The 15296-nt window shown below is 70.4% G+C and carries 12 protein-coding genes; 8 read left to right on the top strand and 4 right to left on the bottom strand.

The annotated features are described in order from the left end of the window. Positions 1-240: 240 nt before the first annotated feature. From CIK81_RS18755 to CIK81_RS08490, 3 genes are all read right to left on the bottom strand, one after another. On the bottom strand, positions 241-1230 hold the full coding sequence (locus tag CIK81_RS18755) for a DUF2382 domain-containing protein (protein WP_096165951.1): 990 nt from the start codon (positions 1228-1230) through the stop codon (positions 241-243). Positions 1231-1480: 250 nt separating this feature from the next. After that, positions 1481-2269: an alpha/beta fold hydrolase gene (locus CIK81_RS08485; protein ID WP_096165950.1), complete on the bottom strand. Its 789-nt coding sequence runs from the start codon at positions 2267-2269 to the stop codon at positions 1481-1483. A 139-nt stretch (positions 2270-2408) separates the two neighbouring features. After that, positions 2409-4637, bottom strand: a complete 2229-nt coding sequence (locus tag CIK81_RS08490; RefSeq protein ID WP_096165949.1) for an NADP-dependent isocitrate dehydrogenase — start codon at positions 4635-4637, stop codon at positions 2409-2411. A 370-nt stretch (positions 4638-5007) separates the two neighbouring features. Here CIK81_RS08490 and CIK81_RS08495 point away from each other — a divergent pair, with 370 nt between their 5' ends. The 8 genes from CIK81_RS08495 to CIK81_RS08530 all read left to right on the top strand — a co-directional run bounded on the left by CIK81_RS08495 (position 5008) and on the right by CIK81_RS08530 (position 14879). Further along, on the top strand, positions 5008-5562 hold the full coding sequence (locus CIK81_RS08495) for a bifunctional 2-polyprenyl-6-hydroxyphenol methylase/3-demethylubiquinol 3-O-methyltransferase UbiG (RefSeq protein WP_096165948.1): 555 nt from the start codon (positions 5008-5010) through the stop codon (positions 5560-5562). Next, positions 5555-6892 (top strand): histidinol dehydrogenase, encoded by a 1338-nt coding sequence (gene hisD, locus CIK81_RS08500; RefSeq protein ID WP_096165947.1) that lies wholly within the window; start codon positions 5555-5557, stop codon positions 6890-6892. The genes CIK81_RS08495 and hisD overlap by 8 nt, the downstream gene beginning before the upstream one ends. A 284-nt stretch (positions 6893-7176) precedes the next feature. Continuing rightward, positions 7177-8259, top strand: coding sequence for a LacI family DNA-binding transcriptional regulator (locus CIK81_RS08505; protein WP_096165946.1), 1083 nt, complete (start codon positions 7177-7179; stop codon positions 8257-8259). Then, complete coding sequence (locus CIK81_RS08510; RefSeq protein WP_114305902.1) at positions 8256-9557, top strand: sugar ABC transporter substrate-binding protein; 1302 nt, start codon at positions 8256-8258, stop codon at positions 9555-9557. Before CIK81_RS08505 ends, CIK81_RS08510 begins: the two co-directional genes overlap by 4 nt. Position 9558: 1 nt before the next feature. Then, a complete protein-coding gene (locus CIK81_RS08515; RefSeq protein WP_241964083.1) occupies positions 9559-10515 on the top strand; it encodes a carbohydrate ABC transporter permease in 957 nt (318 codons plus the stop codon). Further along, a complete protein-coding gene (locus CIK81_RS08520; RefSeq protein ID WP_096165944.1) occupies positions 10515-11333 on the top strand; it encodes a carbohydrate ABC transporter permease in 819 nt (272 codons plus the stop codon). Before CIK81_RS08515 ends, CIK81_RS08520 begins: the two co-directional genes overlap by 1 nt. A 299-nt stretch (positions 11334-11632) precedes the next feature. Next, on the top strand, positions 11633-12988 hold the full coding sequence (locus CIK81_RS08525) for a glucoamylase family protein (protein ID WP_114355618.1): 1356 nt from the start codon (positions 11633-11635) through the stop codon (positions 12986-12988). Continuing rightward, the gene (locus CIK81_RS08530; RefSeq protein ID WP_241964084.1) at positions 12975-14879 is read left to right on the top strand and encodes a glycoside hydrolase family 3 protein; all 1905 of its coding nucleotides are present in this window, start codon (positions 12975-12977) and stop codon (positions 14877-14879) included. The genes CIK81_RS08525 and CIK81_RS08530 overlap by 14 nt, the downstream gene beginning before the upstream one ends. Here the strand turns inward: CIK81_RS08530 and CIK81_RS08535 are convergent. Beyond that, positions 14842-15252, bottom strand: coding sequence for a DUF3054 domain-containing protein (locus CIK81_RS08535; RefSeq protein WP_096165942.1), 411 nt, complete (start codon positions 15250-15252; stop codon positions 14842-14844). The two genes, CIK81_RS08530 and CIK81_RS08535, sit on opposite strands and share 38 nt — an antisense overlap. Positions 15253-15296 lie beyond the last annotated feature (44 nt).

The raw sequence follows: 15296 nt of genomic DNA on the forward strand, positions 1-15296 counted from the left end.
CCTGGCTGTGTTCGCGTGCTGTGAATGCGTGCTGCAAATGGATGCTCTCTCGACCGTAGACCCGACGGTGCGGCCCCGTCACTCGTCCCTACCGGCCGGGAGACCGTGCCGGTTCCGGCTCGGCGCGATGTCGATCCGGCGGGCCCGGAGGCGGTGTGGATGCAGAGCGAGGGACGCACCGCAGACGCGGCGCGCCCCTCGCTCGCTGCTCGTCCGTCGCGGCCGACGGGCCTGGCGAGATCAGCTCTCGCGGAAGGTTCCTTCCTCGCCTTCGACGTCGAGCTCCTCATGGGCGGTCTGGGTGGTTACCTCCTCGGTGTCCGTCACGGAGCGCTTGCCCACGTTGACCTGCTCGGTGGCGACGGTCTCGGTCTCGACCACGGGGCGTTCCTCGTGGAGTGTCACCTCGACATCGTCCTCGGAGATCCGGCCGCCGGTCTCGCCGCTCGCGGGCACGCGCTCGACGACGACCTCTTCGCGCTCGACGGGCACCTGCACGGTCTCCGTGTCGGTGACGACGTGCTTGCGCAGCCGCACCTTGCCGGTCTCGACCCGCTCAGTGCCGACGTTGGCACGCTCCTCATGCAGCGTGATCGACTCGCCGCCCTCACCGGCACCAGCACCGTCGTGGCGCTGCTGACCGGCGTCGCCGGCCCGATCCCGTGCGGTCTCCTGACCGGGACGAGGAGCACCTGCCCCGGCAGCGCCCTCGGAAGCACCGGTGCGCTCGTGCTGCCCGGTTCTCGTGCCCGCCCCTGCTCCGAGATCTGCGCCCGCGCCCGCGCCTGCCGCCCCGGCGGCTCCGGTCGTGCCGGTGCCCGGACCGGTCTGGCCCGGCGATGCCGGACCGTTCGCGCCGTCTCCGGCACCTCGGCCCTGCTCCGCGGTGCGGCCCTCCCCGTCGGCGGCGGCGCGGTCGTCCGTGACGCCGTAGTAACGGTAGAGCTCATCCTCCTCCTCGACGGAGATCGCGCCGTCGGGATCGATCTGCGGAGCATCCTTCACGAAGGACTTCTCGTAGGGGACGCGAATCCTGCCGTCGGCGTATTCGGCCTCCGTCAGGGGGATGAAGGACTCCTTCGTCCCGAAGAAACCGGTATTGACCGTGACCCACGTCGGCTCCTGGGTGCCGTCATACAGGTAGACCTGGCCGACCTTCCCGATCTTGTCGCCGCTCGAGTCGACGACCTCTGCGGACTGCAGGTCCTGGATTGTGCCGTTGAACGCCATGATGGTTCCTCTCGGTCTGGAGACCACGAGGGCGAGTGACCCGACCTCATGCTTCTGCCCCGTTTTATCCCATGAGACCTGCGTCACCGACGGGAGTTCGTGGTTCCGCCATCGGAAGTTCGCCGAACGGATGCCCGTGCCCTGGGCAGATGCCGGCGGAGGGCGTGAGGACGGCAGTTCCCCGACCGGTAGGTCAGCTGGTCCACCGTGAGCACCGCGCCGGCTGCGAGCCGCCCACGGCGTCGACGCCTCACCGGAGGAAGGGCAGCACCCGGTCGAGGATCGGCCCGGGCGGCGACAGCGTGCCGCCGTGATCGCGACCGGGCAGCGGCACGAACTCCGCATCGGGCATCAGCGCCGCGGCCCGCTGTGAGTCCTCGAAGCGCGGGTGGTCCTCGGTGCCGGCCATCCACAGCGTCGGGACGCTGCAGGCGGCGAGCATCTCGTCCGGAACTCCGCCGGTGGCGTCCGTGGCAGCGAGCAGCGCGGCGATGGCGCGGTGGTCGGCCGCGAGGAATGCGGTGCGGGTGGCACGGGCGCGGTGCGACGTGACGTCGGGCCCCAGTCCCTGACCGGTGCAGAATCCTTCCATCCCCTCGTGGCGCACGGCGTCGATCACGCCGGGGAAGAAGACGGAGTCCACGGCGCCGTGCTGCGGTGAGGCGGAGCCTCCGAGGCTCACCAGCCGTGAGACGCGGCCAGGATGCTCGAGCGCCGCGAGGAGCGCGATGCGGGCGCCGAGCGAGTACCCGAGCAGGGCAGCACGTCCGGTCTCCTCGGCGTCGAGCACTGCCATCAGGTCGGCCACGAAGTTCTCCTGCGTGTAGGCGGCAGGTTCGTGAGGCGCACCGGAGCGGCCATGCCCACGCAGATCCATCCTGATCACGGTGTGCTCCGCGCTGAGCGGCTCGAGGTAACCCAGTCCGCGCCAGATCGCGCGGGAGAGCACGGAGCCGTGCAGCAGGACGAGTGCCGGACCGGAGCCTGTCACGTCGTAGCGCAGATCGATGCCGTCCACGGGGGAGGGGATGACGGGCACGGTTCTCCTTCGCCGGCTGGTGGACGAATCTCGGTGCACAGAAGGCAGGCAGGGACGGACGCACAACGGCGGCCCTTCACCATGACGTGAAGGGCCGCCGTCCTCGGTCAGCGGTGGCCGAAGAAGGCCGAGGCCGCCGTCACAGCGCCGCGGAGATCTCCTCGAGGATGCGGTTGAACGTCTTCGACGGGCGCATCACGGCCGAGATCTTCTCCAGGTCCGGGCGGTAGTAGCCGCCGATGTCCGCCGGCTTGCCCTGCACGGCGATCAGCTCGTCGGCGATGGTCTGCTCGCTGTCGGTGAGCTCCTTCGCAATCGGACCGAAGGCGGTCGCGAGCTCGGTGTCCTCGGACTGCTGGGCCAGCTCCTGCGCCCAGTACATGGCCAGGTAGAAGTGGCTGCCGCGGTTGTCGATCGAGCCGAGCTTGCGCTGCGGGGACCTGCCCTCGTTCAGCAGCGTCTCGGTCGCACGGTCCAGGGCGTCGGCGAGCACTCGGGCACGCTCGTTGTCCGCGGTGCGGGCGAGGTGACGCAGGGACTCGGCCAGCGCCAGGAACTCCCCGAGGGAATCCCAGCGTAGGTAGTCCTCCTCGACCAGCTGCTGGACGTGCTTGGGGGCCGAACCGCCGGCGCCCGTCTCGAACAGGCCGCCGCCGTTCATCAGCGGGACCACCGAGAGCATCTTGGCGCTGGTGCCCAGCTCCATGATCGGGAACAGGTCGGTCAGGTAGTCACGGAGCACGTTGCCGGTCACCGAGATGGTGTCCTCGCCGCGGCGCACGCGCGCCAGGGTGTGCTCGGTGGCCTCGATCGGGTTGAGGATCTGCAGGTCCAGACCCTCGGTGTCCTCCTCCGCGAGGTACTTGTCGACCTTGGCTCGGACGTTGCGGTCATGGGCGCGGGCCTCGTCGAGCCAGAACACGGCGGGCATGCCGGACTCGCGCGAGCGGCGCACCGCGAGCTGCACCCAGTCGCGGATCGGGGCGTCCTTGGCCTGGCAGGCGCGGAAGATGTCGCCCGCGGCGACCTCCTGGGTCATGAGCGCGGAGCCGGAGGAGTCGCGCACCTCGACCCGACCGTCGGCCGAGATCTCGAAGGTCTTGTCGTGGGAGCCGTACTCCTCGGCCTTCTGCGCCATGAGGCCGACGTTCGGGACGGTGCCCATCGTGGTCGGGTCGAAGGCGCCGTTCTTCTGGCAGTCCTCGACGGTCGCCTGATAGACGCCGGCGTAGGAGGAGTCCGGGATCACCGCGAGGGTGTCCTGCTCGGCATCGTCCTTGTTCCACATGTGGCCCGAGGTGCGGATCATCGCGGGCATCGACGCATCGACGATCACGTCGGAGGGGACATGGAGATTGGAGATGCCCTTGTGGGAATTGACCATCGCCAGGTCCGGCCCGTCGGCGAGGTCCTGCTCGATCGCGGCCTTGACGCCGGCGCGCACGGACTCCTCGAGATCATCGACACCGGCGAGGATCCCGCCCAGGCCGTTGTTGGGGGACAGGCCGGCGGCGGCGAGCTGGTCGCCGAACTGGGTGAACAGGGTGGGGAAGAAGGCGCGCACGGCGTGCCCGAACAGGATCGGGTCGGACACCTTCATCATGGTGGCCTTGAGGTGCAGGGAGAACAGCACGTCCTGCTCCTTGGCGGCGGCGATCTGCTCGCGCAGGAAGGCGTCCAGCGCCTCGGCGCGCATGACCGTGGAGTCCACGATCTCGCCGTCGAGCACCGGCAGGGAGGCCTTGAGCACGGTCTCGGTGCCGTCGGCGGCGACGTGGACGATCGACAGGGTGTCCTCGCCCTCGAGCACGACGGACTGCTCGTTGGAGCGGAAGTCGTCCCCGGTCATCGTCGCGACGGAGGTCTTGGAATCCTTGCTCCACTCGCCCATGCGATGAGGGTGCACCTTGGCGAAGTTCTTCACCGCGAGCGGTGCGCGGCGATCGGAGTTGCCCTCGCGCAGCACCGGGTTCACGGCCGAGCCCTTGACCGAGTCGTAGCGGGCGCGGATGTCCTTCTCGGCATCGGTCTCGGGCGACTCGGGGTAGTCCGGCAGGGAGACGCCCTGCTCCTGGAGCTCAGTGATCGCGGCCTTGAGCTGCGGGACGGAGGCGGAGATGTTGGGAAGCTTGATGATGTTGGCCTCGGGCGTCTTCGCCAGCTCGCCGAGCTCGGCGAGGGCGTCCGCCTCCCGCTGGTCCTCGGGCAGGAGGTCGTTGAAGGCGGCGATGATGCGGCCGGCCAGCGAGATGTCACGGGTGGTGACGTCGATCCCGGCGGTGTCGGAGAAAGCATCGAGGATGGGCAGGAACGATGCCGTCGCCAGCATCGGTGCCTCGTCGGTATGGGTGTAGATGATGCGCGCCATGTGTCGCGGGGCTCCCTCGGTCGGTGCGGCAAGTGTCTTGACGTCAAGACTAATCGACAGCGAGTCCGATCTCGCTGGATCGATCCGGATACCCCCACGGTACGTGACGAGCTCGTCGCGGTGCGCTGCGCTCAGGCGTCGGCGAGGGTGCGGCGGGAAGCCTCGGGAAGCCTCGGGAAGCCTCGGGAAGCGCCGGACCGAGGAGCGCGATGGCGACCGTCAACGGCTCGGGCGGTGAAGGAGATGCCGTCCTCCCTGGACCGACGAAGGCTCCGCGGTGTGAGGAGGCGCCCGGCGGTCGCGGCGGAGAGTCGAGTGCCCGAGCGCAGGGGCACCGGCCGTACCCTCCCAGGAGGACCGAGGAGGCTGGATGGACTGGGACGAGCGCTACGCGATCTACGGCCGACCCTTCGGCGAGCAGCCGAATGCGTTCGTGCAGCAAGTGATGGACGACGACGGCTTCGCCGAGGTGCTCGGCAGCGCCTCGCGCATCCTGTGCCCGGGAGACGGGTATGGACGGAACGGGCTCGCCCTGGCTCAGCGCGGGCATCGCGTTCTCGGACTCGACATCTCCGCGACGGCCACGCGCGACGCCCGAGCCCGCGCGATGGAGACCGCGGCCGACGCCACGTTCCTTACCGCGGACCTCTCCGGCCCTCCGTATCCCCTCGCGCCCGACGACGTCTTCGACGCGGTCGTCTCGGTCTGGTTCCGTCTGCCGGAGCGCAGCGCCCGGAAGGCCTGGAACAGAGCGGCCATCGGGCACTTGACGTCTCGGGGAGCCCTCGTGGTCGTCACCGGCGGGAAGGTGACGACCATCGACGCCGAGATCGCCGAGTGGGGGAACGGCATCGCCTGGGAGGACCACTCCACGGCCGAAGAGATCCGACTGATCGGCCAGCTCGTAGACTGCCCGCATGCCTGATCCCGCCCCGTTCCTCGCCGTGACCGACCTTCGCGCGCGCACCCTCACCGCCGCCGAGCTCACGGCCGCCCTGCCTCGCGCCGAACTCGACGTCGACTCCGCGGCCGCCGCCGTGCGCCCCGTGATCGAGGACGTCGCCGCGCGGGGCGCCGCCGCCGTGCTCGACGCCTCCGAGCGCTTCGACGGGGTGCGGCCGGAGCATCTGCGGGTTCCGCAGTCCGAGCTGCAGCGCGCCCTGGACGAGCTCGATCCGCAGATCCGCACCGCCCTCGAGGAGTCCGCGGAGCGCGTGCGACTCGTCGACTCCGCCCAGTCGCGACCTGAGGAGACGGTGGAGGTGGTGCCCGGGGGCACGGTCTCGCAGCGTTGGGTGCCGGTGCGCCGGGTGGGCCTGTACGTGCCCGGCGGGCGAGCGGTGCTGCCCAGCTCCGTGGTGATGAACGTGGTGCCGGCCCAGGTCGCCGGGGTCGAGCAGATCGTGCTCGCCTCCCCGCCGCAGAAGGAGTTCGGCGGCCTGCCGCACCCCACGATCCTCGCCGCCTGCGCCCTGCTGGGGGTGACCGAGGTGATCGCCGCCGGCGGTGCGCAGGCGATCGCCCTGCTCGCCCACGGCGGCGACGATCTCGGGGACGGCGCCGCCCTCGAGCCGGTCGATCTCGTCACCGGCCCCGGCAACGTCTACGTGGTGGCCGCCAAGCGCCTGGTGCGCGGCACGGTCGGCATCGACGCGGAGGCCGGCCCCACCGAGATCGCGATCCTCGCCGATTCCACTGCGGATCCCGCCTTCGTGGCCGCGGACCTCATCTCCCAGGCGGAGCACGATCCACTGGCCGCGAGCGTGCTGGTCACGGATGACGCAGCCCTCGTCGGCGCCGTCGAGACGGAGCTCGCGCGGCAGGTGCCGCTCGCCCTGCACCGCGAGCGCATCGAGGAGGCGCTGCGTGGCACGCAGAGCGGAGCCGTCCTGGTCGACGGGGTGGAGCAGGGGCTCGCGGTGGTGGATGCCTATGGCGCCGAGCACCTCGAGGTCCAGACGGCCGACGCCGCCGCCGTGGCGGCGCGGGTCACGAACGCCGGCGCGGTGTTCGTGGGCTCGCACAGCCCCGTGAGCCTCGGCGACTACGCCGCCGGGTCCAACCACGTGCTGCCCACTGGAGGCAGTTCACGCTTCAACGGCGGTCTGGGCGTGCAGACCTTCCTGCGCGGCATCCACGTCGTCCACTACGACCGCGACGCACTGGCCGGCGCCCGCAGCGCCGCGACCACGCTGGCCGCCGCCGAAGGCCTTCCCGCCCACGGGTCGGCCATCGACATCCGCTTCGAGAGGTGAGCGGCGGGTCCCTCCCGCAGGAGACGTGATGCCGGATCCGGCGACGACCGGCCGCTGTCGACCGCCCGACGTCCCCTGATCCTCCCCACCGACCGGCAGAACGGCCCCGCACAGCGCGGGGCCGTTTCGCGTGGGGCGACCTCTTGCTCTTCGTGGATGTAAGCGCATACAGTGTGATCCTGACTGTAAGCGCTTCCATTGAGGGGGCGTCGACAGGCCCGGTGGCTGCCGACAGAGTCGTCCACCGCGCGAGCACTCGATGACGAGCATGAGGAGGCCCGACGATGGCAGAGCGTTCCGTGACGTCCGGCCCGACGATCTACGAGGTTGCGGCCCGCGCCGGTGTCTCGATCGCGACCGTGAGCCGCACCTTCTCCGACAGCTCGAAGGTCGCGGCCCGCACCCGGGATGCCGTGCTCGATGCCGCCCGCGAGCTCCACTACGTCCCCGCGGCCGCGGCCCGGGCGCTGGCCGTGCGGCGCAGCAAGGCCCTCGGGGTGGTGCTTCCTCATATCGATGGTCCGTACTACGCCGAGCTCCTGGTCGGCTTCGAGATCGCGGCGTCCGAGCTCGGACTCTCCGTGGTCCTCGCCCTCGCCGGGCCGCAGGAGCGACGCTCCGCCGCGGTGCTCGACCTGCTGGGCCGGGTGGACGGTGTGGCCTTCATGGCGCGAGGCGGCGCCGACGATGCGGCGGTGCTCGAGGTCGCCGGCGTGCGTCCCACGGTCAGCGTCGCCCGGGGGAGGGTCGACGGCGTGGATGCGTTCTACGCCGAGAACCGCGGCACGGCACGCGAGCTCACCGAGCACCTGATCCAGCACGGTCACCGACGCATCGGCTTCGTGGGCCGCCCCGAGGAGGGCTCCGACATCGGTCGCCGCCATCGCGGATATCTCGAGGCCCTCGATGCGGCCGGGCTCGCTCCCGCCGCACATTTCGCGGTCGCGCCGGTCGAGCACGCCGGGCTCGAACTCGCCGACCAGCTCCTCGCGGAGCAGCGCGACGACGCCGGAGGCCTCACCGGCCTGGACGCACTGGTCTGCGGGAACGACGAGCTGGCGATGGCGCTCGTGGCCCGCATGGCAGATGCAGGGATCGACATCCCCGGGAGACTGGCCATCACCGGCTGGGACGACACCGTCACCGCCCGCTACCTCACCCCGGGGCTGACCTCCGTGCGCCAGGAGGTCGCAGAGCTCGGCGCGCTCGCCGCCCGTCGCCTGGCCGCACGCATCGGCGGGGAGCCCGAGCAGGGCCCGGTCACCGTGGCCTCCACTCTCGTGCTGCGCCGCTCCTGCGGCTGCGATCCCGCCGCGCCCCTCACCTTTGCCCCGATCACCGACATACCGACGAAGGAGTCGTCATGACGATCACCCCCACCACCTCGCGTCTCTCGCGCCGGCACTTCGCCGGGCTGGGCGCCGCCGGCACTGCGGCGCTGCTCGCCGCCTGCGGCCGTTCGGAGGAGGACAAGAGCGGCTCCTCGGCAGCCGCCGAGCCGGTCGCCGAAGGTCCTGCGACCGGCTCGCTCACCGTCTGGGCGATGGGCGCCGAGGGCGAAGCCCTGCCCGAGCTCCTCAAGGGGTTCGAGGAGGAGAACCCCGACGTCTCGATCAAGGTCACGCCGATCCCCTGGGACTCCGCCCACGACAAGTTCACCTCGGCGATCGCCGCGGGCACCGCCCCGGACGTCGCCCAGGTCGGCTCCACCTGGATGGCCGAGTTCGTGGGCCTGAACGCGCTCGAGCCCACACCGGATCTCCTCGAGACCGACGATTACTTCCCAGGAGCGCTGGACTCCGTGACCGTCGACGACGTCGTCTACGGGGTGCCGTGGTACGTGGAGACCCGTCTGGTCTTCTACCGCAAGGACATCGCCGAGCAGGTCGGAGTCACCGAGCCTCCCACGGACTGGGAGGGCCTGTTCGAGATGGCCCGCGCGCTGCAGGGCGGCCCCGACGGGACATGGGGCATCGCGCTCCAGCCCGGCGGCGACGGCTCCTGGCAGACGGTGCTGCCGCTGTGCTGGTCCAACGGGGGCGACGTCGTCTCCGAGGACGGCGGCGAGTTCACCTTCGAGACCTCTCAGAACGAGGAGGCGCTGGCGTACTACCAGTCGTACTTCACCGAGGGGATCTCGGACCCCTCGCCCGCCGAGGGCACGACCGAGCAGGATTTCGTCTCCGGCGCGGTCCCGATGTTCATCTCCGGTCCGTGGATGATGGCCGCCGTCGAGGACCTGGGCGGCGAGGGCTTCGCCGATAAGTACGGGGTGTTCGTCATGCCGGAGAAGGAGAGCAGCGCGAGCTTCCTCGGCGGCGCGAACATCGGCGTCTTCCAGGGCACGAAGAACCGCGACGGCGCCTGGAAGCTGGTCGAGTACCTCTCCCGCCCTGAGGTCCAGGTGGAATGGTTCACGCAGGTCACCGATCTGCCGGCGCTGCAGAGCGCCTGGGAGGACGAGGCCGTCTCGGCGAACGAGAAGTTCGAGGCCTTCCGGACCCAGCTGCAGAGCGCCTTCGCTCCGCCCACGATCGCCACGTGGGAGCAGGTCGCCGCCCGCTTCGACGCGCAGATCGAGCAGGTCTGCAAGCAGGACCTCGCACCGAAGGACGCCCTGGCGACCACGCAGTCCGAGGCCCAGGGCATGGGAACCGGGGGCTGACATGTCCACCCAGCCGATGACCCCCACCGCGCCGCCCCGTCGGCGCAGTGGGAACGACGGAGCGTCTGCACGCCGACGGGGCCACCGATCCGCCGCCGAGGCCCGGGCGGGTCTGCTGCTCTCGCTGCCCTTCGTCCTGCTGTTCGGCGTGTTCATCGCCTGGCCGGTGGTGCAGTCGATGTTCATGTCGTTCACCGACATGCGCATCTCGGACATCCGCACGCCCTTCGCGGTGGACTTCGTCGGCGTCGACAACTACGTCACCGCGTTCCAGGATCCCGTCTTCCGCCGGGCCGCAGCGAACACCGGAGTGTTCGTGCTCGGCGGCGTGCCCCTGACGATCATCGCCGGGCTCGCGGCGGCCGTCGCCCTGGACCGCGGCGTCTCCCGGCTGCGCAGCGTGTTCAGGATCGGCTTCTACACGCCGGTGATCACCTCGATCGTCGCCGTCGCAGTGGTCTGGCGGTTCCTGCTGCAGCCGGACAACGGCCTCGTGAACACGGTGCTGGGCTGGGTCGGCATCGACGGCCCGAACTGGCTGGGGGACGAGCGCACCGCGCTGCTGTCCCTGATCGTCATGGCCGTCTGGCGGAACTTCGGCACCTCGATGGTGATCTTCCTGGCCGGCCTGCAGGCGGTCGACCGGGGACTGCACGAGGCCGCCGCCCTGGACGGCGCGAACGCCTGGCAGCGGTTCCGGAACATCACCGTCCCGTCCATCCGCCCGACGCTGCTGTTCGTGCTCGTCACCACCTCGATCGGGTACCTGCAGTTCTTCGAGGAGCCCTTCGTGATGACCGGGGGCGGGCCGTTGAACTCCACCATCTCGGCCTCGATGTACACCTACAACCAGTTCGGCTTCGGCAACTACGGCGTGGCCGGGGCGATGGCCTATCTGACCTTCATCGTCATCGGCATCGTCACCCTCGTGCAGTTCCGCCTGATGAGGGAGAAGTGATGATCGAGCGTCGCAGCCCGGTGCTGACCTACATCGTCCTGACGGTCTTCCTGCTCCTGGTGATCACCCCGTTCGTGTGGATGATCCTCGGCAGCGTCAAGACCCAGGGGGAGCTGCTGCGGGTGCCGCCCACCTGGATCCCGGAGGAGCCCACCTGGGACAACTTCCGTCGTCTCTTCGACCGGCCCTTCGCCCAGTACTTCCGCAACTCCGCCGTCGTCGCGATCGCCGTGACATTGGGGAACCTCTTCTTCAGCTCGATGTTCGGCTACGCGCTCGCGCACCTGCAGTTCCCCTTCAAGCGGGCGCTGTTCATCCTGGTGCTGCTGTGCCTGATGATCCCGGGCCTGGTCACGTTCATCCCGCAGTACGTCCTGGTGGTGAACCTGGGGCTCGCCAATACGATCCCGGCCCTGATCCTGCCCTTCCTCGTGCAGCCCTTCAGCGTGTTCCTCATGCGGCAGTTCTTCCTGGGCCTGCCCCGAGAGCTGCTCGAAGCCGGTCGGATCGACGGGGTCGGGGAGGTCGCGATCTTCTTCCGCATCTATCTGCCGCTGGCGGGCCCTGCCTTCGCGACCCTCGGGATACTCACCTTCCTCGGCTCCTGGAACAACTTCCTGTGGCCGCTGGTGGTCTCCTCCGACGAGTCCACCTACACGCTCCCGGTGGCGCTCGCGCTGATCTCCACCGGTCAGAACCAGACGGACTACGGACTGCTCCTGGCCGGTGCCACGCTCATCGTGCTGCCGATCCTGATCGTCTTCCTGTTCTTCCAACGCCACTTCATCCAGGGCATCGCGACCACCGGGATCAAATGATCCGCCCGGTCGTGGGCTGCGTGCCGCTCGCAGCCCTCCCCGCACGAGAACCGGTCCGACGTCGTACCCACCGCCTCGAGGAGGCATCGTGAACACCATCGCTCGCCGCACCCTGCTCACCGTCCCGCTGCTCGGGGCCGGCTCGCCCGCGCCGCCGCCCCGCCGTCGCCGCCTCCGCTCCCACCCTGTCGACGGCCGGCCCGCCCGCCCAGCGGCCGGGCCGCGCAGGCGGCTCCGGGCGCCGAGCGCGCGACCCGCTGCGCCGCTGGGCGCAGGACACCTGGCGCTCGCTGGACGCGATGACCGTGCGCTCCACGGGGCTCATCTCCGACGCCATCGGGGCCGACCTCGAGGGCCATTCGGGCAACACCTCACCGACCAACATCGGCGGCGGCCTGTGGTCCACCCTGATCGCTCGGGAGCTGCGCCTGATCACCCCCGGAGAGGCCCGTCACCGGATCTCCCGCACCCTGGGATCGCTCGAGACGATGGAGCACCACGGGCCCTCGGGCATGTTCTACAACTGGTACGACGAGACCGACGGATCGGTGCTGCGCAGCTGGCCCGGCACCGGCGAACCGGTGGTCCCCTTCGTCTCGAGCGTGGACATGGGCTGGCTCGGGGCGGCGCTGCACGTCGTCGCCGAGGCGGACCCCACCCACCGTCGACGCGCGAAGCGCCTGTTCGACGCGATGCGCTGGGACGTGTTCTTCGACCGGGACGTCGACGCCTCGCCCGGGCTGACCGTCGGCGGCTTCTGGAGCGAGGACCCCGAGCGCGAGGGCACTGAGCTGCGCCCGCTGATGGGCGATATCCGCGGGGCCGACGTCTGGTACCACTCCGAGCACCACTACGACACGGCCGTCTCCGAGGCCCGCATGGTCACCTACCTCGGGATCATGACCGAGCAGATCCCGGCCGGCGCCTACTACTCGACCTTCCGCACCTTCCCGCCGGGAGGGTTCAGCGCCGAGATGCCGCCCGTCGGTGAGTGGACCGAGCACGAGGGCGTGCCCGTCTTCGAGGGCGCCCACACCTACCGCGGCATGGAGATCGTGCCCGGCTGGGGCGGTTCCATGTTCGAAGAGCTCATGCCGGATCTGTTCGTGCCCGAGGCGAGCTGGGGACCCGGCAGCTGGGGGAGGAACCACCCGCTGCACGTGCGCGCCCAGCGCGAGCACGGCCTGGACGAGGCGGGATACGGCTACTGGGGATTCTCTCCCTGCTCGGACCCGCACGCCGGGTACCGCGAGTACGGGGTCGACGCCCTCGGCCTGAACCCCGCCGGCTACTTCTCCGACGCCGAGGAGACCGATTGGCATCACGACCAGCCCACCCCCGCCTTCGGCGACGGCGTGGTCACGCCGCACGCCGCAGCCCTCGCCCTGCAGTACGAGCGCGAGGAGGCGACCGAGAACCTCACGAGGATCGAGGAGGAGCTGGGCGCCTACGGCCCCGGCGGCTTCTACGACGCGGTCGCCGTCCGCTCCGGTGTCATCGCGACCCGGCACCTGTCCCTGGACCAGTCGATGGTCCTCGGCGCCCTCGGCAACGTGCTGCTCGACGAGCAGATCCACGAATGGTTCGGCACCGACGAGGTCGCCGCCAGCATCCGCCCCCTCATCGCCCAGGAGACCTTCCGTGCCCACGGCTGACCGCGCCCTGCCCCGGTTCCTCTCCGACTCGGAAGGCACCCGCTACCGGGACCTGAACCGCAACGGCGTGATGGACCCCTTCGAGGACCCGCGGCTGACGCCGGAGGAGCGCACCGAGGATCTGCTCTCCCGTCTCTCCCTCGAGGAGAAGGTGGGGCTGATGTTCCACACGGTCATCGAGACCGGAGCGGACGGCACGCTCCTGGAGACCCCTGGGGCGATCTCGAAATCGCCCACCTCGACCGTCGTGCTTGAGAAGTGCATGTCCCATTTCAACGTGCACGGGCTGGAGAGCGCCGGGGCCGCCGCCCGCTGGCACAACCGCCTCCAGGAGCTCGCCGAGCGCACCCCGCACGGCATCCCCATCACCCTCTCCACCGACCCCCGCCATGGCGGCGCGCAGAACGCCGGAGCCTCCTGGGTGACATCGTTCTTCTCCCTGTGGCCGGAGCCGTTGGGCCTCGGCGCACTCGCGGATCCCGAGCTCGTGCGCACCTGGGCGGACACGGTGCGCCGTGAATACACCGCCATCGGCATCCGCGCCGCGCTGCACCCCGTCGCGGATCTCGCGACCGAGCCGCGCTGGGCCCGGCAGCGCGAATGCTTCAGCCAGGATCCGGCGCTCGTGGCGGAACTGGTCACCGCGGCGCTCGCCGGCCTTCGTGGGGGCGGGCATTGTGCCGGGCCTGCCGTGCAGTCCACCGTGAAGCACTTCCCCGGCGCGGGCCCGCAGAAGGACGGAGAGGATGCGCACTTCCCCTACGGGCGCGACCAGGTCTATCCCGGCAGTCGCTTCGCGGAGCACCTGCTGCCCTTCCGGCGCGCCATCGAGGCGGGGGCCGACGCGATCATGCCGTACTACGGGCGTCCCGTCGGCCTCGAGATCGACGGGCAGCAGATCGACTCCGTCGGCTTCGGATTCAACAGGCAGGTCCTCACCGGACTGCTGCGCGAGGAGCTCGGCTTCGACGGCGTCATCGTCAGCGACTGGGAGCTGGTCAGCGACAACCACGTCGGCGATCAGGTGCTGCCGGCGCGAGCCTGGGGAGTTGAGGGCCTCAGCGCCTCCGAGCGCATGGCCCGCATCCTCGAGGCCGGGGCGGATCAGTTCGGGGGCGAGGAATGCACGCAGCTGCTGCTGGACCTCGTGCGGGATGGGGCAGTCGCCCCCGAGCGCGTGACCGACTCGGCCCGACGTCTACTGCGGGTGAAGTTCCAGCTCGGACTGTTCGACGACCCCTATGTCGACGAATCCGCCGCCGAGGCGCTCGTGGGTCGCGCCCATGACAGGCGCGCCGGCCATGAGGCGCAGGCCGCGAGCGTGGTGGTCCTGCACGACGACGGGCAGGTGCTGCCGCTGCTGGGCGTTCAGGGCCGGACCCGGATCTATTCAGAGGGCCTGCCCGAGGAGGTCGTGGCCCAGCTGGGGGAGCAGGTCCTCGCCCCGGCGGAGGCCGACGTGGCACTGCTGCGGATCGGCGCCCCGTTCCAGCCCCGCGACGACCTCTTCCTGGAATCCTGGTTCCACCAAGGCGACCTGGAGTTCCCGCCGGGTCTCGCGCACCGGCTGGCGCGGATCCGGGAGGAGTGCCCGCTGATCCTCGACGTGGACCTCGATCGGGCCGCGGTGCTCACCGACGTCGTCGGTCACTGCGATGCGCTGACGGGCAGTTTCGGGGTGTCAGGGGCGGCGTGGGCCGACGCGATCTCCGGGGAGGTGCCGGCTCGCGGACGCCTGCCGATCGAGCTGCCGCGGTCGATGGATGCTGTGCGCGCCTCGCAGGAGGACGTGCCCGGCGGCACCGAGGATCCGCTGTTTCCGGCGGGGCACGGTGTCGACCTCCGGGCGGTCGTCAGTCCTGCGCGGAGGGAGCATCCCCGACGCGGGTGACGGCCTGGGGACGGACCCGCTCGCCGCGGGTGGCGAACAGTGCGATCGCCCGCCAGCCGAGCATCAGCACCGCGGTGAAGATCGCGGTGGTGATGACGAAGCCCACCTCGGTGCCGGCCGCGAAGAGGGTGCGGATCGCCATACCGGCGGCGAGCGTGATCGCCCACACGAACACGCCGTGAGGCCAGATCCGGAACGGCGCGCGCCAGGTGCGGATCGCGAGATGGCCCAGCAGGACGCCGACGACGAACGGCCATGCCACCAGGAAGGTGTTCTCCATGGTCAGCGGCGTGCCGTGCTGCAGGAAGCCGATCGCGACGAAGAGGACGACGACCAGCAGGTCGCCGATCAGGGCACCCAGGGAACGGAACATCCCTCCAGCGTAATGGCGCGCGGGTCCCGGTTCTTCCAGCCTCG

This window comes from Brachybacterium sp. JB7, assembly GCF_003335205.1.
In the GTDB taxonomy this organism is placed as follows: domain Bacteria; phylum Actinomycetota; class Actinomycetes; order Actinomycetales; family Dermabacteraceae; genus Brachybacterium; species Brachybacterium alimentarium.